The sequence below is a fragment of the Butyricicoccus porcorum genome, from assembly GCF_051246315.1.
GTDB classification, from domain to species: Bacteria; Bacillota; Clostridia; order Oscillospirales; family Butyricicoccaceae; genus Butyricicoccus_A; species Butyricicoccus_A porcorum.
In genome coordinates this window covers 2,838,122-2,861,293 of the sequence record NZ_CP178353.1, presented here as the reverse complement: position 1 = coordinate 2,861,293, position 23,172 = coordinate 2,838,122, and the positions used below count along the sequence as shown (strand labels likewise).

General features: G+C 53.1%; 21 protein-coding genes and 1 tRNA gene. 14 read left to right on the top strand and 8 right to left on the bottom strand.

Translation table 11 applies throughout. From position 1 onward, the window contains the following. Positions 1–204: 204 nt before the first annotated feature. The 3 genes from hemB to ACLM7Z_RS14235 all read right to left on the bottom strand — a co-directional run bounded on the left by hemB (position 205) and on the right by ACLM7Z_RS14235 (position 3,739). Complete coding sequence (hemB, locus tag ACLM7Z_RS14245; RefSeq protein WP_087017429.1) at positions 205–1,188, bottom strand: porphobilinogen synthase; 984 nt, start codon at positions 1,186–1,188, stop codon at positions 205–207. A gap of 61 nt (positions 1,189–1,249) precedes the next feature. Next, positions 1,250–2,128, bottom strand: coding sequence for a DMT family transporter (locus ACLM7Z_RS14240; protein ID WP_165761020.1), 879 nt, complete (start codon positions 2,126–2,128; stop codon positions 1,250–1,252). 240 nt (positions 2,129–2,368) lie between these two features. Then, a complete protein-coding gene (locus tag ACLM7Z_RS14235; RefSeq protein WP_087017433.1) occupies positions 2,369–3,739 on the bottom strand; it encodes a hypothetical protein in 1,371 nt (456 codons plus the stop codon). 497 nt (positions 3,740–4,236) lie between these two features. Between ACLM7Z_RS14235 and ACLM7Z_RS14230 the strand changes: the two genes are divergently transcribed. From ACLM7Z_RS14230 to ACLM7Z_RS14185, 10 genes are all read left to right on the top strand, one after another. After that, the gene (locus tag ACLM7Z_RS14230; protein WP_087017435.1) at positions 4,237–4,551 is read left to right on the top strand and encodes a (2Fe-2S)-binding protein; all 315 of its coding nucleotides are present in this window, start codon (positions 4,237–4,239) and stop codon (positions 4,549–4,551) included. 12 nt (positions 4,552–4,563) lie between these two features. Beyond that, entirely contained in the window at positions 4,564–6,132 is a 1,569-nt protein-coding gene (locus ACLM7Z_RS14225) for an FAD-dependent oxidoreductase (RefSeq protein WP_087017437.1), read from the top strand. Between the two features lie 15 nt (positions 6,133–6,147). Continuing rightward, a complete protein-coding gene (locus ACLM7Z_RS14220) occupies positions 6,148–6,480 on the top strand; it encodes a (2Fe-2S)-binding protein (protein WP_087017439.1) in 333 nt (110 codons plus the stop codon). Beyond that, positions 6,477–7,628, top strand: coding sequence for an NAD(P)/FAD-dependent oxidoreductase (locus ACLM7Z_RS14215; protein WP_087017441.1), 1,152 nt, complete (start codon positions 6,477–6,479; stop codon positions 7,626–7,628). Before ACLM7Z_RS14220 ends, ACLM7Z_RS14215 begins: the two co-directional genes overlap by 4 nt. 136 nt (positions 7,629–7,764) lie before the next feature. Next, positions 7,765–9,207: an APC family permease gene (locus ACLM7Z_RS14210; protein ID WP_205703600.1), complete on the top strand. Its 1,443-nt coding sequence runs from the start codon at positions 7,765–7,767 to the stop codon at positions 9,205–9,207. Positions 9,208–9,214: 7 nt separating this feature from the next. Further along, positions 9,215–10,366, top strand: coding sequence for an iron-containing alcohol dehydrogenase family protein (locus ACLM7Z_RS14205; protein WP_087017446.1), 1,152 nt, complete (start codon positions 9,215–9,217; stop codon positions 10,364–10,366). A gap of 27 nt (positions 10,367–10,393) precedes the next feature. Further along, positions 10,394–11,536 carry a tyramine oxidase subunit B gene (locus tag ACLM7Z_RS14200; protein WP_087017448.1) on the top strand — a complete coding sequence of 381 codons (1,143 nt, stop codon included), beginning with the start codon at positions 10,394–10,396 and terminating at the stop codon, positions 11,534–11,536. Positions 11,537–11,854: 318 nt separating this feature from the next. After that, entirely contained in the window at positions 11,855–13,144 is a 1,290-nt protein-coding gene (locus tag ACLM7Z_RS14195; protein ID WP_435645329.1) for an O-acetylhomoserine aminocarboxypropyltransferase/cysteine synthase family protein, read from the top strand. Between the two features lie 144 nt (positions 13,145–13,288). Continuing rightward, the gene (gene cysK, locus ACLM7Z_RS14190; protein WP_087017452.1) at positions 13,289–14,218 is read left to right on the top strand and encodes a cysteine synthase A; all 930 of its coding nucleotides are present in this window, start codon (positions 13,289–13,291) and stop codon (positions 14,216–14,218) included. A gap of 18 nt (positions 14,219–14,236) precedes the next feature. Continuing rightward, the gene (locus tag ACLM7Z_RS14185; protein WP_087017455.1) at positions 14,237–14,794 is read left to right on the top strand and encodes a hydrolase; all 558 of its coding nucleotides are present in this window, start codon (positions 14,237–14,239) and stop codon (positions 14,792–14,794) included. A 74-nt stretch (positions 14,795–14,868) separates the two neighbouring features. On the opposite strand, the gene ACLM7Z_RS14180 is transcribed toward ACLM7Z_RS14185, so the two are convergent. Next, positions 14,869–15,513 (bottom strand): superoxide dismutase, encoded by a 645-nt coding sequence (locus ACLM7Z_RS14180; RefSeq protein WP_087017458.1) that lies wholly within the window; start codon positions 15,511–15,513, stop codon positions 14,869–14,871. Positions 15,514–15,772: 259 nt separating this feature from the next. Between ACLM7Z_RS14180 and ACLM7Z_RS14175 the strand changes: the two genes are divergently transcribed. Together ACLM7Z_RS14175 and ACLM7Z_RS14170 are read left to right on the top strand one after the other, a co-directional pair. Then, positions 15,773–16,054, top strand: a complete 282-nt coding sequence (locus ACLM7Z_RS14175; RefSeq protein ID WP_087017460.1) for a DUF2325 domain-containing protein — start codon at positions 15,773–15,775, stop codon at positions 16,052–16,054. Between the two features lie 37 nt (positions 16,055–16,091). Further along, positions 16,092–16,517, top strand: coding sequence for a flavodoxin (locus ACLM7Z_RS14170; protein ID WP_273349140.1), 426 nt, complete (start codon positions 16,092–16,094; stop codon positions 16,515–16,517). A gap of 240 nt (positions 16,518–16,757) precedes the next feature. Here ACLM7Z_RS14170 and ACLM7Z_RS14165 read toward each other — a convergent pair whose 3' ends face one another. Beyond that, positions 16,758–18,434, bottom strand: a complete 1,677-nt coding sequence (locus tag ACLM7Z_RS14165) for a glutamine--tRNA ligase/YqeY domain fusion protein (protein WP_435645382.1) — start codon at positions 18,432–18,434, stop codon at positions 16,758–16,760. Between the two features lie 132 nt (positions 18,435–18,566). After that, positions 18,567–20,213: a glutamate--tRNA ligase gene (gene gltX, locus ACLM7Z_RS14160; RefSeq protein ID WP_087017789.1), complete on the bottom strand. Its 1,647-nt coding sequence runs from the start codon at positions 20,211–20,213 to the stop codon at positions 18,567–18,569. A 222-nt stretch (positions 20,214–20,435) separates the two neighbouring features. On the opposite strand from gltX, the gene ACLM7Z_RS14155 reads away from it, so the two are divergent. Beyond that, the gene (locus tag ACLM7Z_RS14155) at positions 20,436–20,807 is read left to right on the top strand and encodes a metal-dependent transcriptional regulator (RefSeq protein ID WP_087017466.1); all 372 of its coding nucleotides are present in this window, start codon (positions 20,436–20,438) and stop codon (positions 20,805–20,807) included. 263 nt (positions 20,808–21,070) lie between these two features. Continuing rightward, positions 21,071–21,159: transfer RNA gene (locus ACLM7Z_RS14150), tRNA-Ser, on the top strand. Positions 21,160–21,205: 46 nt separating this feature from the next. On the opposite strand, the gene ACLM7Z_RS14145 is transcribed toward ACLM7Z_RS14150, so the two are convergent. Then, on the bottom strand, positions 21,206–22,366 hold the full coding sequence (locus tag ACLM7Z_RS14145; RefSeq protein ID WP_435645381.1) for a tyrosine-type recombinase/integrase: 1,161 nt from the start codon (positions 22,364–22,366) through the stop codon (positions 21,206–21,208). Between the two features lie 122 nt (positions 22,367–22,488). Further along, the gene (locus tag ACLM7Z_RS14140) at positions 22,489–22,728 is read right to left on the bottom strand and encodes a helix-turn-helix domain-containing protein (protein ID WP_314987181.1); all 240 of its coding nucleotides are present in this window, start codon (positions 22,726–22,728) and stop codon (positions 22,489–22,491) included. Between the last annotated feature and the right edge of the window lie 444 nt (positions 22,729–23,172).

Below are 23,172 nucleotides of genomic sequence, written 5' to 3'. Positions count from 1 at the left end.
TGACTATTTCTACAAATGCGGGCTGCTTCATCGTGAAAAACACTTGAAATCCGAACGGATGCCTGCGTGTCTTTGTCTTGAATCAGCCTCGCTTTTGCGAAATTTTCGTCATTTTCTTGGTTTTCAGATAGCGCCAGTCAAAAAAAACGGAGGCTCAGATCCCCCCTAAAGGGAATCTGAGCCTCTTGACGATTTTAGATGAAATTATCCCAGACGGCCTTCATCCATGTACTTCGCCAGTTCCTGGGCGAAGTAGGTGATGTAGATGTCCGTGCCCGCGCGGTACGCGCAGGCCGCCATTTCACAGACGATTGCTGCTTCGTCAAGGAAGCCTGCGGCGGCGGTTGTCTTGACCATCGAGTATTCGCCGCTGACGCTGTAAGCCGCAATCGGCAGGCAGGTATTGTCCTTTGCCTCGCGGATCAGGTCGCCGTAAGCCATGGCAGGCTTAATCATGATGATATCTGCGCCTTCGTCCACGTCGAGCAAAACCTCCTTGAGCGCTTCCCGGCGGTTGTGGTAGTCCATCTGGTAGGTTTTGCGGTCGCCGAACGACGGTGCGGAGTCAGCTGCGTCGCGGAACGGGCCGTAAAACGCAGAGGCAAACTTGGCGGAATACGCCATAATCGGCGTGTTGATAAAGCCGTTGTCATCAAGGATCGAGCGGATTGCTTCAACACGGCCATCCATCATGTCGGACGGTGCGACCATATCCGCACCTGCCTGCACCTGGGAAAGTGCGGTCTTTGCGAGCAGTTCCAGCGTCTTGTCGTTGTCGACATCATGGCCGCACAGCACGCCGCAGTGACCATGCGAGGTGTATTCACACATGCAGACGTCGCCGATCATGTACAGCTCCGGGCAGGCTTCCTTTGCCTTGCGGAATGCCTTCTGCACAATGCCATCCTCGGCATAGGCCTGGCTGCCGACTTCATCCTTGTGATCCGGGATGCCGAACAGCATGACGCCGCCGACACCGGCTTCTGCCAGCTCGATGAGCTTTTCTTCCATGCGGTCGACGCTGTAGCGATACTGTCCCATCATGGAGGGGATTTCCTCCTTGATGTTTGTGCCTTCGGTGACAAACATCGGGTAGATGAGGGACGATTTGTCCATGCGCGTTTCACGTACCATTTTGCGCAGGCGCATGCTGGAACGCAGGCGTCTGGGACGATAAGTGAGATCCATTTTTGTGTCCTCCTAAACAGGGTATGATAAAATATTTGCCGCGGGGGCGGTAAAAGTAGCATTATTGTGAAATATCCGAGGCGGGATGCGCCTCCGCCGACGGGGCAGATGCACCAAGTATATTGTACGACAGAATGGCAATGACGACAATAGCAGCGCCTGCCATCGACAGCGGCGCAATGGTTTCACCCCAGAATACAGCGACCAGAATCGGATTGAGAATCGGTTCGATTCCGGCAATCAGTGATGCGGAAACCGGGCGTGTGTACTTTGTCCCGATGGAAAAGCAGAGATACGCTACGCCGACCTGGAAGAAGCCAAGCAGAAAGACGGCGAGCAGAACCGACGGCGTAAACACGGTTTCGCGCACGATCATCGGTGCCATCAGCACGGCGGAGATAATCTGTCCAAGCACCATGGAGGAAACGGCGTCGCCCTCCGGAAACTGATTGAGCAGGAACAGCCCGCCGTAAAACACGCCCGACAGGACAGCGATGACGTTGCCGACCATGCTGCCTGAGCCGAGGCTGTCCAGAAAGAAGCAGAGGATGCCTGCGAAGACGATGGCACAGGTCGCAATGTCCAGCTTTGTCGGGCGGACATGGAACAGCAGCGCCATGAACAGGATAATCCAGACCGGTGCCGTATACTGTAAAATAATTGCATTGGCGGCAGTGGTCATTTTGTTTGCGATGATAAACAGCGTGGTCACGCCGGTCATGCACAGCGCACCGAACAACACGGTACGGTTGAATTTTAGTTTATGATGGGTCGCCCGGAAATAGATGAGGAACACCAACGTGCTGAACAGGCTGCGCACACCGTTGATGGTCAGCGGCGACCACGGGATAAACTTGCACAGCAGGCCGCCGGTGGAAAACAGCAGTGCTGCACACAGCATCATAAACGGTCCGAAATGAGAAGACTTTTTGAGGGGCATATGCATACCTTCTTTGCTTGCTTGTCAGTCAGATTTCCGGGATGCTCCTTTTTGCTTGCATATATGCTTCTTTTGCGTGAAACAAGGGAGAAAATCTGTGGTATCTGCGGAAATACAACTGAAAAAATACAGAAATAATCATAATATCATCATTAAAGCACGCAGAAGGATGAAAGTCAAACAGTATGTGGGATGTTGCAAAAAAAATCAGGACGGGAACCGTCCGTCCTGATATGGAATTTATGAGAGCTGCACTGTGCTGCCGCCCCGGGTTAGAATCGGCACGATGCGTGACCGGATTTCGTTACTGTCCGCCATGCGATTGAGCACGAATGGTTCCGCGCTGCCGCAGCACAACAGATATTGGCTGTCAGTCTGTTGCAGAACAACCTGTTCGTAGCGTGTATAGGAACCGTCTATACCGAAGGCACGGTTGTCTGATACGCCGGCGGCGTCGAATACGATGTTGTTGTTTGCATAAAATAGCGAAAAGACGAGGCAGGCGGTAATGACGGCACGAGAACCCCAGGTGCGCACGGCAGAGCCGGGCATGTGGTCAGATTCCAGCAGTGCGGCTTCTTCTGTTCCAGCGAACCAGTGGTAAAACGAATGCCGCAGCAGGATGCAGAGCAGCAGGGCAGGCAGCAGGGCAAAGACGAACAGCCCGGCGCGGCTGGGGAACAGCACGAGCAGATGGTGCTGTGCGAACACGCGGCAGAATACCGTGTAAGCGCCCTGCGTGAGCACGCACAGCAGCGCATAGGTCAGTGCGGCACCGAGCGCCAGCGATCGCGACCGGGCACGCTCTGTGCGCTGTTTTTCCGCCGCGGTTTCCGGCACGAAAAACCAGAGTGCGCGCGGCAGGCTGGTATATGTCCGGTTTTCTGCGAGCAAGTTCTGAAGAAACGCATACAGACGCTGTTCATGTGCCAGAAGTCGGCTGTAACGGGAACGATTTCGATAGGCGCGCCGTGCGGCGGAGAAATTGCCCAGCAAAAACAGGAGATATGCGTTCGAGCACAGCCGCCGCGTGAGTGCGTCACTGTACCAGCCGAGAAAGACGGAGAGCTGTTCCGGGTGCCGGGCACACCGGGAAAATACATCATCCTGAAAGTAGGCGGTTACATCGTCGCAAAATGCTTTGTCCATCTGTGCAAGCCGTTCCGGATCACCGCACAGGCGGCTCAGCGCGTCATAGTGCCGCAGGAATGCGCGAAACAGATACTGCATACCCGCCTCCAGCTGTTCCGGCGTTGTGACGGCAGACAGCGTATAGCAGGAAAAATCATCCGGGTCGAGATAGGGCAGGACGGCGTAAATCGGATACGCGCGCGCATCTGCGCGCAGTCCAAAGCGAATATGAAGCTGCAATACGCCGGTGAGCAGGCGGGGATGGCGCGGCTCAAACATCACACACAGGCGAAAGCCGGGAAAGACAATGCTTCCCGTGATGCAGGACAGCAGGCTGTCATTGCTCTCATGTGTGGCACGGCTGAAGCTGCAGAACATCGCTTCCTTCTCATGAAATGTAAAGTCGGTTACCTGCTTCTGGAATGCAGTCTCCAGCTGGCAGAACAACCGCTCGGTTTGTGAAAGCTCCGAATGAACCATTGCGGACACCTCCCCTGGAGCAGGGCGTGGATTTTCTTTCATTATAGGGCAAAATGCGAGTGGTTGTCCAGATGCAATCGGTGGATCTTTTAACACGATACCGTACAGGGGGAGTAGAACAGGAAGCGAAAAGTGGTATAAACAGGACAGAAAGAATGTACACAGGGGATAAAAGAGGTGTGAAAACATATAGAAGGAGAAAATGTTGCAGATACTGGGTAAAAATATAAAAAATAAGGGGTATATGAACGGCTTGTGTTGTAAAAAACGGCAAAAGAATTAGTCTGAACTACAGTCGATTTTGGTGCATTCTCTACTGGAAAGAAATAAACTTTCTGTGTATAATAACACCTGTAAAGCGGTGGAAAACACCGGAATGAAGAAAATCAGATCAGTGAATTCAGACGACGGAGTCTTGTCAGTCTTCCTTTTCAGATGGGAGATTCGACAGGGCTCTTTTTTATTGGTTTGACAAAAGAAAAGAGGGAACTCCGACAATGAGAATCAGTCAGCATCCAATCCTCGGCGAACCCGAGAAGGGACGGCTCGTCACCTTTTTCTACGACGGCAGGCCCATGCAGGGGTATGAAGGGGAACCGATTGCAGTCGCATTGAAGGCGGCAGGCGTGATGGTTCACCGGCATACCAAAAAGTATGACAGGCCGCGCGGCGTGTTCTGTGCAATCGGACGGTGTACCGACTGCGTTATGGTAGTCAACGGAAAACCGAATGTGCGCACCTGTGTCACGCCGCTCGAAGAAGGCATGACCGTACAGACGCAGTATGGTGTCAGTGCAAAGCCGCAGGAATGAGAGGGTGAAACGATGGAAAGACATGATTTGATTGTCATCGGCGCAGGCCCGGCGGGGCTTTCTGCGGCGATTGAGGCGGCAAAAACCGGCATGGATGTTCTGGTCTTTGACGAGAATGCAAAGCCGGGCGGACAGCTGTTCAAGCAGATTCATAAATTTTTCGGCTCGAAAGAGCACAAGGCAAAGGTACGCGGCTTCCGTATCGGACGCGAGCTGCTGGACGAGGCAAATCGCCTTGGCGTCCGCGTTGAGCTGAATTCGGTCGTCATGGGACTGTATACTGACAAAGAGGTGACAGTCAAGCAGGGCGACTGTGTCCGCCATTACAAAGCGGATGCGATTATTATTGCAACCGGCGCGTCGGAGAACATGGTGACCTTTGATGGTTGGACACTGCCCGGTGTCATCGGTGCAGGCGCGGCACAGACGATGATGAACCTGCATGGCATCCAGCCGGGCAAGCGTGTTTTGATGCTCGGCACCGGCAATGTCGGTCTGGTTGTCAGCTTTCAGCTGTTGCAGGCGGGTTGTGAGGTCGTCGCGTTGGTCGATGCCGCACCGCGCGTCGGCGGCTATGGTGTGCATGCGGCAAAGGTTGCGCGCTGCGGCGTGCCGTTTTATCTGTCGCATACGATTGTCAAAGCAGACGGCGGGGATTGCGTCACCGGCGTGACCATTGCACAGGTCGACAGCAAATTCCAGCCGATTGCCGGTACGGAAAAGCATTTTGATGTCGATACGATCTGTCTGGCAGTTGGTTTGTCTCCGATGTCGCAGCTGGCGAAAATGGCGGGCTGCAAGATGATCGAGAGCAAGGGCGGCACCGTCCCCGCGTGCAATGAATACGGTGAAACCAGTATGGACGGTATTTTTGTTGCGGGCGACGTTTCCGGCATAGAGGAAGCGAGCTCGGCGATGATCGAGGGTCGCATCGCGGGCATTTCCGCCGCATACACACTCGGATATCTGTCCGAGGAAGAACGCAACAGCGGCGTTCAGGCACAGGAGGCCGCGCTGGAAAGCCTGCGACAGGGCATGTTTGCCCCGAAAAACCGAGGCAAGCTGGTCAAAGAAACGGAAGAGGGAATTGCGGTTTCGATGAACCTGCTCGAAAAGGGTTATGTAGCGGAGGATGAAATAGAACGCTATCCGGGTGTCACACATTCCGCACGCATCCATCCGGTCATGGAATGCACGCAGAACATCCCGTGCAACCCGTGTCAGGATGCCTGCCCGAAAAAGTGCATCAAGATCGGAGAAAATATCACCTCGCTGCCGGTGGTAGACCCGGAGGCGACCTGCATCGGCTGCGGCATGTGTGTGGCATCGTGCTCCGGTCAGGCGATTTTCCTCGTCGATGAAGGCTATGAGCCGGATTATGCGACGGTTACCATGCCGTATGAATTCCTTCCGCTTCCGGAAACGGGAGAAAAAGGAACGGCATTGGATCGCAGCGGCAAGCCGGTCTGTGATGCCGAGGTTGTCGGTGTCAAGAGTATGCCGGCGTTTGACCATACCAACCTGCTGACAATAAAGGTTCCGTTGGATATGGCATACCGTGCAAGATTTTTTCGGGCATAAGCGGAGGGCAGAACAATGAATGAACTCAGCAATCGGTTCCGTGATATCGGGGAATATGTCCCTGAACCGGATGATGACAGAATTATCTGCCGCTGTGAAGAGGTCACCAAGGGAGAAATCCGACAGGCAGTTCACGACGGCATGTATACGATAACAGAGGTGCGGCGCTATCTGCGCACCGGCATGGGTCTCTGTCAGGGACAAACCTGCGGACGGCTGGTCAAGGGAATTATTGCAAAGGAGCTTGGTGTTTCGCCGATGGAGCTGGAATCTGCGACGGCACGCGCACCGATGCGCCCGGTCGAGATGGAAATTCTCGCCAACGAAAAAGGAGGCGGAGAAGCATGAAGAAAAATGCAGAGGTCATCGTCATCGGCGGTGGCGTCAACGGCTGTGCAACCGCGTATTATCTGGCAAAGCAGGGCGTGAGCGTTATCGTTCTTGAAGGCAGTGATTACATCGGCAACGGCGGTTCCTCCCGCAACGGCGGTGGTGTCCGTCAGTCTGGACGTGACCCGCGTGAGCTTCCATATGCGATGTGGGGCATTCGGGAGCTTTGGCCGACGCTGTCTGAGGAACTGGGTGCCGACGTTGAATATTATCAGAAGGGCAACCTGCGGCTCGGCAAGAACGATGCACATCGTGCAAAGCTGCAACAGCTTGCGGACAAGGCGAGCGCTGTGGGGCTGGATGTCCGCATGATTTCCGGTGATGAGGCGCGAGAGATCAATCCGTACCTGTCAGAAGAGGTCACCTGTGCGAGCTGGTGTCCGACCGATGGACATGCGAATCCGATGCGCACCACACTGGCCTTTTTCCGCAGGGCGCGTCAGCTGGGCGCACAGTTTTACACGGATGCCCGCGTTGCGGCAATCAAAACCATCCGCGGCAAGGCGCGTCAGGTTGTGCTGACCGACGGCACAGTGTTTGAGGGAGAGTCCATTGTGGTCGCGGCGGGCTATCAGAGCCGCGCGATTCTCAATACGGTCGGCGTCGATATCCCCATGGTTGTGCGCAACGGCGAGACATTGGTCACGGAGGCACAGCCGCCGATGTTCTGGCAGATGCTCGGTACGGCAGCAGCTGACTTTTACGGTCATCAGACACCGCACGGTTCGTTCGTTTTCGGCGGTACGGCGGGCTACGACACGTTTAACAAGTTCCGCACGGACGGCATTGGTGTTCCGCAGACAACCAGTCTGCATCCGTCCTATCTGTGCCGTGCGATCTTGGGCTATTTCCCGGCGCTGAAGGATGCGAAAATTGTCCGCACCTGGGCGGGCTGGCATGACCAGTGTGCGGACGGTGTCCCGGTCATCAGCCCGATTGACGAGGTGCCGGGTCTGATTGCGGCATGCGGCTTCTCCGGACACGGCTTCGGAACGGCTCCGGCAGTTGGCAAGCTGCTCTCGGAGATGGCGACCGGACAGGAGCTTTCCGTCAACATGGACGCACTGCGGTATGACCGTTTTGTGGCGAAAGACCGGCTGGCATAATATACAGTTAAAATTCAGACAGGAAGAGCAACGGCGCTCAGATTTTCCGGACAGGAAGATTTGGGTGCTGTTTTATTGTATAAAAAATCGCGCGCTGCGCGGAAATCACAACAACGTAAGAAAGAAGTGATTGGTTATGGAAAAATCCAAATTCAACAAGGTGCTGGGCATGTCAGATGTACTGGTCATTGCCTTCGGTGCCATGATCGGCTGGGCATGGGTTGTCAGCACCGGCGACTGGATCAGCACGGCGGGCACCATCGGTGCAATCTTTTCATTTATCATCGGCGGCATCATGGTATTCTTTGTCAGCCTGACGTATGCGGAGCTGACCTCAGCTATGCCACAGTGCGGCGGCGAGCATGTATTCAGTTATCGTGCGATGGGATCGAATGCATCCTTTGTCTGCACATGGGCGATTGTCCTCGGCTATGCATCGGTTGCAGCGTTTGAGGCATGCGCCATGCCGACGGTCATCACTTATATTTTCCCGAATTTCCTTCAGGGGTATATGTACACGATTGCGGGCTTTGATGTCTATGCGTCCTGGGTTGCCGTTGCAGTTATCGCAGCGATTATTATTACTTATATCAATCTGAGAGGCGTCAAGACAGCTGCTATCCTTCAGACCGTGTTCACTGTCCTGATTGCCGCAGCGGGCATTGCGCTGGTTGCAGCTTCTGCTGTCAATGGCAATGGTAACACGCTGATGTCGTATCCGTTTGCCGGTGCAGATTTCACCGATTGCTCCAAACTCGGTGGCATCCTGACCATTGCTGTCATGACCCCGTTCTACTTTGTCGGCTTTGACGTTATTCCGCAGGTTGCGGAGGAGATCAACATCCCGTACAAGAAGCTCGGCAAAATCATGTTGCTTTCCATCATCATGGCAGTTGTCTTCTATGCACTGGTTGTTTTCGGCGTCGGCTACATCCTGCCGGTCGGCGATATGGCCGGTTCTGACCTGCCGACGGCTTCTGCAATGGAACTCGCTTTTGGCATTCCGGCAATGGCAAAGGTCATGGTCATCGGCGGCATTGCAGGTATGATTACCTCCTGGAACTCCTTCATTATCGGCGGCTCCCGCGCTATGTTCTCCATGGCAGAATCCAAGATGCTGCCGGAAGCATTTGCCAAGCTGAATCCGAAGACCAAGGCACCGACCAATGCAATCCTGTTCATTGGCATTGCTTCTGCAATCGCTCCATTCTTCGGCAGAAAGATGCTCGTCTGGATCGTTGATGCGGGCTCCCTCGGCGTCTGTGTTGCTTACCTGATGGTTTCTCTGTCCTTCCTGATTCTCCGCAAAAAGGAACCGGAGATGAACCGCCCGTACCGTGTCAAGCACGGCAAGCTGGTCGGTGTGCTCGCAGTCATCATGTCCGGCTTCTTCACGGTTCTGTACATCGTTCCGCTGCCGTTTGCAAGCACTGCGCTGGTTTGGCAGGAATGGATCGTAGCAGGCCTGTGGATTGCGCTCGGTGTCGTCTTCTTCGCGTATTGCAAGAAAAAGTTCGGCGCGGAATTTGGCAGACACATCGATGTCATGCTGGATGAGAGCCTGATGGAAAAGGACTAATGCACATATGAAAGACTTTACATTTTCTGTACCGCAGGAAATTCTATTCGGTTCCGGCAGCCTGAACAGGCTGCCGGAGCTGCTGAAAAAGCAGAAAGCGGCGCGTGTCCTGCTGGTTTCCGGCCCGCATCTGAACAAGATGGGGATCGTCGGACGCATCCGGGACAGCATCGCAGCCGCAGGCATTGCCTGCGAAGTGTTCACTGATGTTGAGGCAAATCCGTCGATTGAGACCGTGGAAAAGGCGGCAGCTGCATATCAAAACTTTGGCGCCGATGCCATTGTCGCCATGGGCGGCGGTTCTCCGATGGATGTCGCCAAAGCAGCGGGTGTGCTGGTCACGTATGGCGGCAACATCGCCGATTACGAAGGTATGGGTAAGGTGCCCGGCCCGATTGTCCCGTTGATTGCGATTCCGACCACGGCGGGCACCGGCTCGGAAGTCACGGCATTTTCCGTCATCACTGACCATGCGAGAAATTACAAGCTCAGCGTCGGCAGTTATGATCTGATTCCGCGCGGTGCGATTCTTGACCCCGAGCTGCTGGTGACGACACCGGCGGGTGTCGCAGCGGCGTGCGGCATGGATGCACTGGTGCATGCGCTGGAAGCATATGTTTCCCGTGCGGCATCGCCGTTCTCTGATGCGATGGCAGAAAAGGCACTGGAGCTGATCGGACGCAGCCTGCGCGCGTTTGTCGCCGACCGTGCCAATCTGGACGCGGCATCGGATATGCTGGCAGGCAGCCTGTTTGCGGGCATTGCGTTTTCATGGGCGCGTCTCGGCAATGTGCATGCGATGGCACATCCGCTCGGCGGCTTTTTCAATGTGCCGCACGGCGTTGCCAACGCGATTTTGCTGCCGGTCATCGTTGAATACAATGCAATTGCCGATCACGACGGAAAATACGAGAACATTTACCGTCGCATTGCCACGGTGCCGAAAGCGGAATTTTCTCCGGAGATGCTGGCAGATGAGCTGCGTCATCTCGCCGTGAGTATCGGTATTCCGAAGACGCTGGCGGAGGTCGGCGTGCAGGCGGACAAAATTCCGGCAATGGCCGCAGATGCCATGAAATCCGGCAATATTCACTGCAATCCGCGCGTATCGACACAGGCGGATGTAGAACAGCTCTACCGAAAGGCAATGGGCGAATAAATATCTATAAATTTGGAGGAAAAGAAAATGGAACTTCCCAAGGTTGACTTTTTATATCTGAGCGAGCCGGATATGATTCAGGCCGGTGTCAAGAACATGGCGGGCTGCATCGACGCAATGGAGGATGTGTTCTCTCTGATGAGTAAGGGTGACTATATGATGGGTGGCCCGAACGGCAATGAGCACGGCATCAAGATGATGTTCCCCAAGACCTCAAATGTTGAAGGTATGCCGCTGGACGGCCCGGATCGCCGTGTTGTCGCCATGCCGGCTTATCTGGGCGGCAAGTACCATCTGTGCGGCATCAAATGCTATGGCTCCGATCAGCGCAACCGCGGCAAAGGTTTGCCGCGCTCAATCCTGATGCTGACACTGATGGATCTGGAGACCGGCGTGCCGATTGCGTATATGTCCGCCAATGTGCTGAGTGCCATGCGTACCGGTGCGGTACCGGGACTGGGCGCGCGCCATCTGAGCGCAAAGAACCCGAAGGTTGCAACCATTGTCGGTCCGGGTGTGATGGGTCGTACAGCAATCGACGGATTTGTAACGGCACAGCCCACCATTGACACCGTCAAGATCAAGGGCAGAAGCCAGAGCGGCATCGAAGCCTTTATCAATTACTGCAAGCAGACGCATCCGACGCTGAAGAACTTCATCGTCTGTGAAAACATGGAGCAGGCATGCCGTGATTCCGATATTATCTGCTGCGGCACGACCAATGCGCCAGTCTTTGAGGATAACCCGTATGTCAATGGCGAATGGCTCAAGCCGGGCTGTCTGGTTATGGCAACCTCTGCCATGCTGATGGATGAGGCGTTCATGGCAGATAAAACCAAGTGCAAGCTGATCTCCGACAACTATAAGATGTACGAGGGCTGGGGCGTCGGCCGCGAATATCCGACCCAGAAGACCGTCAGCTCGCTGATTGGCATGCGCTTTTATGATCTGGTTGCTTCCGGCAAGATGAAGCGCGAGGATATCACTGATATCGGCGATATTTTGAACGGCTATGCGACCGGGCGTGAATCGGAAGATCAGGTTATCGTCTATGCCGTTGGCGGTATGCCAACGGAAGACATTGCGTGGGGCTATACCTGCTATCAAAAGGCACTTGAGATGGGCATCGGTACCCCGCTGCACCTGTGGGACAAGCCGGACATGGCATAAGCGGATTGACAGAACAGATCACGCAGATCGGAGGATTGTTCCTGGAGAGGGCAGTTCTCCGGTCTTTTTCGTGCAGAAAAAGAAATTCTTTCAATTTACTGGGAATTGTGGAAATTCCACTTGACAGGGCAGGGGGAATATGGTAATCTATATGCAGTCAAAAAATCCTAGTTAAATAATAGGAGTTATATGAAATTGGAGTACGAGACAATGAACCGTATTTTTATCGAAAAATTATATACATCCTACGGACGAATGTGCCGATGTTGATTGAATCCGAAATCCATCCCATGTTTGTTTGAAAAGGAGTTTATTACAATGAGCGAGAGAACTTTCCACTTTGAGACGTTACAGCTTCACGTAGGCCAGGAGCAGGCCGATCCGGCAACCGATGCACGCGCGGTGCCGATTTACCAGACTACATCGTATGTGTTCCATAACAGCGACCACGCACAGGCACGTTTCGGCCTTTCCGATGCGGGCAATATTTATGGCAGACTGACCAATCCGACGGAGGATGTTTTTGAAAAGCGCATTGCGGCGCTGGAGGGCGGCTCGTCCGCACTGGCAGTTGCATCCGGTGCAGCCGCACTGAGCTATACATTCAAAACGCTCGCGCAGAATGGCGACAACATCGTCGCGGCGAAGACGATTTACGGCGGTACGTATAACTATCTGGCGCACACGCTGCCGAAGGACGGCGTGACCACCAAGTTTGTCGATCCGGATGACATTCAGAATTTTGCCGATGCCATCGACGAAAATACCAAGGCAGTCTTCTTTGAGACGCTGGGCAATCCGAATTCCAACCTGATTGACATTCAGGCCGTTGCGGACATCGCACATGCACAGGGTGTTCCGGTTGTCATCGATTCTACATTTGCAACGCCGTACCTGCTGCGCCCGATTGATTACGGTGCGGATATCGTTGTCCATTCCGCGACGAAGTTCATCGGCGGCCATGGCACGACGCTCGGCGGCGTCATCATCGAGAGCGGCAAGTTCGACTGGAAGGCATCCGGCCGGTTTGCGTCGCTGGTCGATCCGGATCCGAGCTATCATGGCATCAGCTTTGTCGACGCGTGCGGCCCGGCGGCATTCACCACCAAGATTCGTGCGATTCTGCTGCGCGACACCGGTGCAACACTGTCCCCGTTCAATGCATTCCTGCTGTTGCAGGGTCTGGAAACGCTCTCTCTGCGCGTAGAACGCCATGTAGAGAACACCAAAAAGGTTCTGGAATATCTCCAGTCCCAGCCGTTGGTTGAGTCCATCAACCATCCGTCGCTCGACCCGAAATATAAAGACCTGTATGACAGATATTTCCCGAACGGTGCAGGCTCTATCTTCACCTTCCGCATCAAGGGCGGCGAGAAGGAAGCGAAGAAGTTCATCGATTCGCTTCAGATTTTCTCCATTCTCGCCAATGTCGCGGATGTCAAGTCGCTGGTCATCCATCCGGCAACTACGACCCACAGCCAGTGCACCGAGGCAGAGCTTGAAGATCAGGGCATTTACCCGAACACCATTCGTCTGTCCATCGGCACCGAGCATTATGAAGACATTATCTGGGATCTCGATCAGGCGTTCCGGAAAGTCAACGAGTAAACCGTTCACCTGCCGCAGCTTTCCCCATTCGCGGCAGCTGGCATTGATTTTTTGTTCTGAGAGTAGTACCATGAAAAAGAAGGGTGCTGTGCATCTCTTCCCAACATAATTTTCTGTTTTTATTTCGGAAAAGAGGATGTCATTATGTCTGTGAAAACAAGTATTACACAGCTGATCGGCGGGACACCGCTGCTCGAGCTTGTCAATTATGAAAAAGCCAACAATCTCAACGCACATATTGTCGGCAAGCTGGAATATTTTAATCCGGCAGGCAGTGTCAAGGATCGCGTTGCCAATGCGATGATTGCGGATGCAGAGGCAAAGGGCGTGCTCAAGCCGGGCGCGACCATCATTGAGCCGACCTCCGGCAACACCGGCATCGGTCTGGCGGCTGTCGGTTCGGCGAAGGGTTATCATGTCATTCTGACCATGCCGGAAACGATGAGCATTGAGCGCCGCAAGCTGGTTGCAGCCTATGGTGCAGAGGTTGTCCTGACATCGGGTTCTGCCGGTATGAAGGGCGCCATCGCAAAGGCAGAAGAGCTGGAGAAGTCCATCGACGGTGCAGTTATTCTCGGTCAGTTCGTCAATCCGGCAAACCCGAAGGTGCATTATGAGACCACCGGCCCGGAAATCTGGAAGGATACCGAAGGCAAGGTTGATATTTTTGTCGCCGGTGTCGGCACCGGCGGTACAGTCACCGGTACGGGCAAATATCTGAAGGATCAGAATCCGAATGTCCGGGTTGTCGCGGTTGAGCCTGCAACCTCTCCGGTTCTGTCCAAGGGCACCGCAGGCCCGCATAAGATTCAGGGTATCGGCGCAGGTTTTGTGCCGGATACGCTGGATACGGACGTTTATGACGAAGTCATTGCGGTAGACAACGAAGCAGCGTTTGAAACTGGCCGTGCAATCGCCAAGGCAGAGGGCATTCTGGTCGGCATTTCCTCCGGTGCGGCAGTGTATGCGGCGACTGAGCTGGCAAAGCGTCCGGAAAATGCGGGCAAGACGATTGTTGCCCTGCTGCCGGATACCGGCGAGCGCTATCTGTCGACTGCGCTGTTTGCTGACTGACAAAAGGAGGAATCCTGCATGGAGACCAGTTTGACGCGCGAAAGCGCGCTGGAGCTGCTGTATCAGTATAATCAGGATGATTTTCATCGTCAGCATGCGCGCATAGTCGGGGGTGTCATGCGGTATTTTGCCGAAATGTTGGGCTATGCGGACGATGCGGATTTCTGGGAAATCGTCGGAATTCTGCATGACCTGGATTTTGAGCAGTATCCTGACCAACACTGTATCAAGGAGCAGGAGCTGCTGCGCGCACACGGGGTAGAGGAATCCATTGTCCATGCGACGGCGAGCCATGGCTATGGCATCACTGTGGACATTGAACCCGAGCACCAGATGGAAAAAGTGCTGTATGCGACCGATGAGCTGACCGGCCTGATCGGCGCGGTGGCGATTATGCGCCCATCCAAAAGCGTACAGGATTTGGAGACAAAATCGGTCAAGAAGAAGTTCAAAAACAAAAAATTTGCGGCAGGATGCTCGCGTGAGGTCATCCAGCGCGGTGCGGATATGCTGGGCTGGGATCTGGATGAGCTGATCGAAAAGACGATTCTTGCCATGCGAACCTGCGAAGAATAAAAGCAAAACCGTGTGTTCCCGGAAAAACGGGACACACGGTTTTTTGCCGTTTGCACTGGAATGGCAAGGCAATGTTATGCATTGTCTGCCTGTATTCCGGCGCATTTGCGGTATCGCTGATCTGCCTGCTCCCAGTTGATGATGGGGAACCAGTCGGTCAGATAATCAGTTCGTTTGTTAAAATGCTTGAGATAATATGCGTGTTCCCAGACATCGACGGTCAGCACAGGACACAGACCGGCTTCCAGAGGACAGTTCTGGTTGGGTGTTGTGATGATACGGAGCCGCATGCCGTCGTATACCAGCCATGCGTAACCGGAGCCGAATACGGAAAGCGCCGCCTGGTCGAATATCTCCCGGAAATGGTCAACGCTGCCGAAGTCACGGTCAATGGCTTCGGCAAGCGCACCTGTGGGCTGCTGCCCTGCGGCAGGTTGCATCCCATCGAAATAAAAGCGGTGGTTATATACACCGCCGGCATTGTTGCGTATCGTGGTCTGCATACTGCCCGGCATGCGGAAGGCGTTTTCAATCAGCTCGGTCAGCGAAAGCCGCTGTAAATTCGGCTGTCCCTGTAGTGCCGCGTTGAGGTTGTCGATGTAAGTCTGTAAATGTCGGTCGTGATGCAGATGCATGGTTTGGGTATCGATATTTGGCTCAAGTGCGCCATAATCATACGGCAGAGGAAGGTTGATAAACGGATAGAATTCATTCTCCATAAACGGTACCTCGGGTCATGGTTTTCTTTCAGTATACGCACACGGCTGTGTGATATGACTGGAAAAATGGAATGCATACAAATTCTATCCACTTTTTTCAGAAAACCCCTTGACAACGGAAAGAGAATCCCGTATTATACTGATGCAGTTAGCGGAAACTAACCGCGAATACACCACAGAACATACAGGAAAACAGGCGCCGGAAGGCGCATGTTTTTCGATAAATAGTTAGCATATGCTAATTCGAAAGGAGCAACTGATGAGCGTAGTAATCGTAGGCGGAAACGACTGCATGGTTCGCCGCTATAAAGACGTATGCAAGGAATACCAGTGTCAGGCAAAGGTATTCACACAGATGAAGGATGGCTTGAAAAACAAAATCGGATGTCCTGATCTGCTCGTTTTGTTCACAAGCACCATGTCGCATAAGATGGTGCGGTGTGCGCTGAACGAGACCAAGGGACAGAACATGATCGTCGCGCGGTCGCATTCCAGTTCAATGTCCGCCTTGCGGAGCATTCTGGAAGAGTATGCGGGCTGAGTGACAAACTATCCAAAAGAAAGGTTGGTACACAGATATGAGTAAGGTAGCAGTTGTTTATTGGAGTGCTTCCGGCAATACGGAGGCAATGGCAGGTGCAGTTGCGGAAGGCGCAAAGGAGAAGGGAGCGGAGACTTCGGTTCTTTTCTGCTCAGCCTTCAGCGCGGATATGGTTGACCAGTACGATGCAATCGCCTTCGGTTGCCCGGCGATGGGCGCAGAGGTGCTGGAAGAAGCGGAATTCGAGCCGATGTTTTCCTCCTGCAAGTCGAAGCTGGGCGGAAAGCGCGTTGCACTGTTCGGCTCTTATAGCTGGGGTACCGGTGACTGGATGCGCAGCTGGGAAGAGGAGTGCGGTGATGTCGGCATCAACCTTGTCTGCGACAGCGTGATCTGCAACGAAATGCCGGATGAAGACGGCCTTGCGGCGTGCCGGGCGCTTGGCGCAGCGGTCGCAGGCTGATTTTCGATCCATAGCATATGCGCTGCTTACAAAAATAAAGCCAAATTATACCGAACACTTGACAACAAACAGGGGAAATGGGACTGCACTTCACTGAAGTGACCCCAAAAAGTTAGACAAATATTGGGAGCGCTGTTTTTTGCCTGTACCGCTACCAGCTTCCGTTAACATACCGGTTTCTGTATCAAAAAGCACCAGCCGGAGTCCATATGGCATCCGGCTGGTGTGAGGTAAACAGATTTACTTCTTGTCCGGCTTGAAGCTGTCCTTCAGCGAGACAATGCGGTTAAAGCGCAGCGTGCCGTCTTCTGTCGGCTTGCTGTCCTGAATATAATAGCCCATGCGGACAAACTGCATGCGCGTACCTGCCGGAACATCGGCAATCGACGGTTCCAGCTTGCAGCCGGTCAGCACCTTGCGCGACTCCGGATTGAGGAAGTCCAGATAGGTCTTGCCCTCCGGTACAGCTGCCGTATTTTCCAGCGTAAACAGGTTGTCGTACAGATTGAGCTCTGCGTCAATCGCATGCTTTGCAGATACCCAATGGATCGTGCCACGTACCTTGCGTCCATCAATCGGCTTGCCGTTGCCGGACTCCAGATCTGCTGTGCAGTGCAGCTCGACAACGTTGCCGTCCTCGTCCTGAATGACTTCGTTGCACTTGACAATATATGCGCCCATGAGGCGAACCTCACCGTCCGGCTTGAGGCGCTGGAACTTCGGAGGCGGAATGAGGGCAAAATCGCTCTTTTCAATCCACAACTCGCGGGTAAATGGAACCTCACGCGTGCCTGCGGCCTCATCCTTCGGATTGTTGATGACGGTGAATGTCTCCTCCTTATCCTCCGGATAGTTGGTAATAACCATCTTGATCGGCTCGGTGACCGCCATGCGGCGCAGTGCGGTGTTGTTCAGCTCGTCGCGGATGCAGTATTCCAGCAGCTTGATGTCAACCAGACTGTCAGTCTTTGCGACACCTGCACGGGTGACAAATTCCAAAATGGAGGACGGCGTATAACCGCGGCGGCGCAGGCCGCACAGCGTCGGCATACGCGGGTCATCCCAACCGTCGACCTTACCGGTCTCGACCAGCTCGCGCAGATAGCGCTTGGACATAACCGTGTGCGTCACATTCAGGCGGGCAAATTCTCTCTGCTTCGGATGCGACGGCAGACACGGCGCACAGTTGTCCACGACCCACTCATACAGCGGACGGTGGTTCTCAAATTCAATCGAACACATAGAATGCGTGATATGCTCCATTGCGTCCTGAATCGGATGTGCGAAATCATACAGCGGGTAAATACACCACTTGTTGCCGATGCGGTGATGAGTCGCATGCACGATGCGGTAAATTGCCGGGTCGCGCATGTTCATATTCGGCGAGGACATATCGATTTTTGCACGCAGCGTTTTTGATCCGTCCGGATATTTGTCATTGCGCATTTCTTCAAACAGACGCAGGTTTTCCTCAACTGAACGGTCACGGTACGGGCTGTTTTTGCCCGGCTCAGTCAGCGTGCCGCGGTATTCGCGCATTTCATCTGCACTCAGATCGCAGACATATGCCTTGCCCTCACGGATGAGATGTACCGCACATTCATAGCACTTTTCAAAATAATCCGAGCCATAGAAAACGCCGCCGGTCGGCTTGGTGCCGGTCAGCCATTCGACATCCTGCAAAATGGACTGTACATATTCGTCATCTTCGCGCACCGGGTTGGTATCGTCGAAGCGCAGATTAAACAGGCCGTTGTACTTGGTCGCAATCGACCAGTTGATATAAATCGCCTTGGCAGAGCCAATGTGAAGATATCCGTTCGGTTCGGGCGGGAAACGGGTATGAATCCGCTCGGTCATGCCGTTTTTGATGTCTTCATCGATGATTTCATGCAGAAAATTAGATGCAAATTCCATCGGTGTTCCCCTTTTCTTTTAAAAATTTCGGAGTCTTGAACCTAATAAAAAGGTACAACAACGGAGCCTGCACCTTTTTGAACAGGTTTCGACTCCGTTGTCGCTGTATTGATTTAAATTTGGAATATGGTATTACAGAGCGTCGCAGGCAGCAGTCAGGCGGCGATTGATTTCGTCCTGATCCATCAGCTGCATGACGGAATACAGATCCGGTGCATTGGTGCGGCCGCAGATCGCAACGCGCAGAACCATCGAAATATCACCGACCGGGCCCTTGTAGGCATCCGGATTCTTTTTATACAGCTTGGTTTCCGGTGCAAAGCCGTGCTGATCTGCCAGTGTCTTGACCTTGTCAAACCATGCGGACATGTCATCTGCCGGATCATAGATATCCTGATACTCGGTCAGGATCGCCTTGGCATCGTCCTTTGTGCTCTCCGGCATGCCGGAATAATCCGGCTGGAACAGCTCAGGGAACATAAAGTCCATATATGCTTTTGTCTCACTCCAGAACGCAAGATCCTTGCGCGGCTTTTTGCCGCCGCGTCCGATGGCGAGGAATTTTCTGGTCATTTCCGGATCACGGACAAACAGGTCATGGAATTCCGGGTCGTTATCCGCACTCCAGGCGGAAACAAAGTCATATACTTCTTCCGCTGTCATGCGGGAAATAACATTTTTGCTGACATCGCGCAGTTTTTCCATATCGAACAGCGAGCCGGAAACACTCATTTTCTTCGGGCTGAACGGGAAATCGTTGATGGAAGCGGTCTGGTTGGCGCGGCGCCATTCCTCGAAGTTGGAATTGAGCAGCGTCATCAGATATTCCATAACTGCCGGAACCGGAATGCCCTGTTGATAATAATAAGTCAGTGCAAGCTCCGGGTCCTTGCGCTTGGACAGCTTACGCTTGGATCCGCCGTCCATCTTCATCAGCTGTGCTGTATGCACATACTTCGGACGTTTCCAGCCCATGACGTCAAACAGCTGGAGATGTACCGGCAGGGTTGCCAGCCATTCCTCGCCGCGGACAACATGCGTGGTATGCATCAGATGGTCGTCAACGACATGTGCGAAATGATAAGTCGGAATGCCGTCCGACTTGAGCAGGACGATGTCCTGATCGTTTTCGGTCAGCTCCAGATTGCCCTTGACCAGATCGGTATGGCGCACCTTATGCTCAATGCTGCCGGGCGAACGGAAGCGGACAACATAGCTCTGTCCCTCTGCCAGACGCTTTTCAATTTCCTCGAGCGGGCAGTCACGATATTTTGCGTACTTTCCGTAATAGCCGAAGTTTTCTTTGTTTGCTTCCTGCTGGGCACGCATTTCCGCGAGCTCCTCCTCCGTGCAGAAGCATGGATAGGCATAGCCGCGCTTGACCAGATCCTTGACGAATACATGGTAAATAGCCGCGCGCTGGCTCTGACGATATGGGCCATAGGCGCCGTTGTCGCCATCAATGGTTGCGCCCTCATCAAACGGCAAACCGAAGGTCTTAAAAGTTTCGAGAATCAGCTGAACGCCGCCTTCTACCTCGCGCTTTTTATCGGTGTCCTCGATGCGAAGATAAAACACACCGCCGGACTGATGTGCCAGACGCTCATCGACAACAGCACCAAACAGATTGCCCAGATGCATAAATCCGGTCGGGCTGGGTGCCATACGGGTAACCTTTGCGCCCTCCGGCAAATCACGGGCAGGATAACGGGCTTCTACCTGTTCCGGCGTTTCCGTAACATTTGGAAACAGTAGTTCAGCCAAACGATTATAATCCATCATTTTTCCTCTCCAGTAACGCAGGAGACTGCTCCCCCGCGGTTTATCTTGTCTCATTTGGGCCCCATAGAATGTGGTTGCTCAAAAACAATTATAAGCATACCATAGTTTTGCCATTTTCGCAATGTTATGCAGCAAAAATCAGGTTGTTTTGTTGTCATCTTCCAAAAACTATGCTATAATATTTCTACTTTCTATACAATCAAGCAAGGCGGTGAATTCATGAAAATTCAAGAATCCGGTGAAAACTATCTGGAAACGATCCTTTTGCTGGAGATGCGCAACGGTACTGTACGTGCAGTTGATATCGCCAATGAGCTCGGATACTCCAAGCCCAGTGTTACCCGCGCCATGGGTGTACTGAAAAAAGCCGGATATGTCGATCAGGAATCATATGGAACCATCCGTCTGACGGACGCCGGACGCAAACGCGCCAACGAGGTTTATGGCCGCCATGTTCTGATTAAAGAATTTCTGATGACAATCCTCTCGCTCGACGCTGTGACTGCCGAAACCGATGCCTGCCGCATCGAACATATCGTAAGTCCGCTGACCGTCGAACGGATGCGCGAGGTTCTCCGCGAAAAAAGATAAAAAATTCCCTCTTGACGGATTGCCAAAACTGTTGTATACTATTTTAGCAGTTCCGCAAGAGGGATCGTTTTGATCCATCATATGGAGAAGTATCGAAGTGGTCATAACGAGAACGACTCGAAATCGTGGTCGCTACTCGGTAGCTCCCTGACCGGAATCCCTTGATTTTATGGGGTTTTTCGGGTATTCTTAACTTAATATTTTTGCTTGTTCTCCCCATCAGTTCTCCCCGTTTTCCGAGGTACTGATGTTGAGATAAATACGGAGCGGTATCGAAGTGGTCATAACGGGACTGACTCGAAATCAGTTGAACCGCAAGGTTCCGTGGGTTCGAATCCCACCCGCTCCGCCAGAAATCACGCCAGTAGTCGGTTTTTCCGGCTGCTGGCTTTTCTTTTTCAGTTCTGTGCAAAGCCCAAGCCATTGAGCATTGCATCAGCCGAAGTCAGCTTCGAGCTGTAATCCAGATGTGCGTAAATGTTCGCCGTAGTTGAGAAGTCGCTGTGACCAAGCCATTCCTGAATCTGCTTCATGGGAACACCGTTTGCCAGAAGAAGCGAGGCACAGCTATGCCGGAGATCGTGATACCTGATCTGTCTCATTCCCTTTGCCTTGAGCAGTTTCGGAAAACTCTCTGTGACGTAGTGGGGCTTGATCAGATCGCCAATCTCGTTGACACATACATACTCAAGGTAGTCCTTGATGTAGCTGCGTCCGCACAGGCGGCGGTTTTCCTGCTGCTCTTCTTTCAGAGCAAGAAGGCGTTCTCTCATGAACGGAACAAGAGGCAGTGTTCTCATGCTCGATTTGGTCTTGGTGGTGTCCGAAGCGACCAGAATGCGCTTGCCGTCCAGATCGCAGGAAGTAACCGTGTGCCGGATCGTGATGGTGTTCTGCTCAAAGTCAATGGCATCCCATTTCAAACCGATTGCCTCACTCCGGCGCAGACCGTAGAATGCGCCAAACAGGATCGGCAATTCGAGCTTGGTTCCCTTTGCGGCTTCAAAAAGAGCATTGACCTCTTCGGCATCATAAAAGCTACCAACATAGCGGTCTTTCTTCGGACGCTCAACCTTATCAGCCGGGTTTACATCGATCAGGTCAATCTTCACGGCATACTTGAGTGCTTTGTGAATGTTGGCGTGATAATGGATGACCGAGGAAGCGCTGACACGCTCAAGCTCACTCAGATAAAACTCCTGAATATCCTTTGCGGTCAGATTCTTGAGTGTCACTTCTCTTTCGCGGAAGTACGGCGATACGATTTTCTTAACCGTAGTCGAGTATGAAGCGAATGTCGGGACTGCAACCGAGCTTTTGATGATGTCGAGCCACTTTTCCATATAGTCCGCGAACAGAATGTCTCCGTTCATGACCTTCGGCTCTTCGGGATTGAAATTGCGTCGTGCGTCCATCAGGATTGCTTCGGCGCGTTTTTTGTTTCCCTTCACAGTAAGCCCGGTGGAAATCCACTTGGTCTTTCTTTTTCCGAGAGAATCGGTGTAGTTCAACACGGCGTAGTAATATCCGCTTTTTTCGCGGAGATGTCCTGCTACCATAATTATCCTCCTTCTTTGTAGCAGAGACACCTACCTGATACCATGCTTCTATTATACCAGAACCGGGTTCGAATTGGAGGACCTCTGCCGAACATTTTTTGTAAACAAATTGAGTCCAAGCATTACGCCGTGACTGCTTCTCCGCAACCGATGCAGAGAAACGTGAAAAGATGAGCCTTCGGAATACGATAGGCTCTGCCGACTTTGAGACAACAGATTTTGCCTTCCCGCAGGATGCGGTAGCCGGTCTTTGTGCTGATGCTGAGTATTTCGCACATCTGCTCAATGCTCATTACATCGGGATAGTCTTTCAGCATGAGCTTGTAGGCATCGCGCTGAGAAATGGTTGATGCGGTATTCACCCGTCTCACCTCCACAAGATTTGTTTTTGCCTTATCAGCAAAAGGATAGGCAGCAGTCCTTTTTGAGTAGACTGCTGCCCATAGTTTTTGATGATAAAGCCCTTTCGGGCGTTTTCATATTGTTTATCCTTCCGGCATATTTGCAGCTCGCGCCCCTGCCGAATAGGGAATGCTGCGGACTACCAATGGTCAATCGGTATCATGGGACTCTCACCCCTCCGAGGATCGCTCCGAGCCGCCCCTTCAAAGAAAAGACGGAAGTATCATTATACCCGGCATCTGCATCGTCGCAAGCAGCCGCACCACACGGCTGTTATAGCTCTCCGGGGGTCGCTCGTTCCCTTTCGGGAGGTCCTGGCGTCGGAAGCTGTGTTGCTTCGCAGAAGCGGAAAGATCCGCAGCACTGAACTATTCAGTTTTCAAGGAGCAGTGAAGAGTGATTTG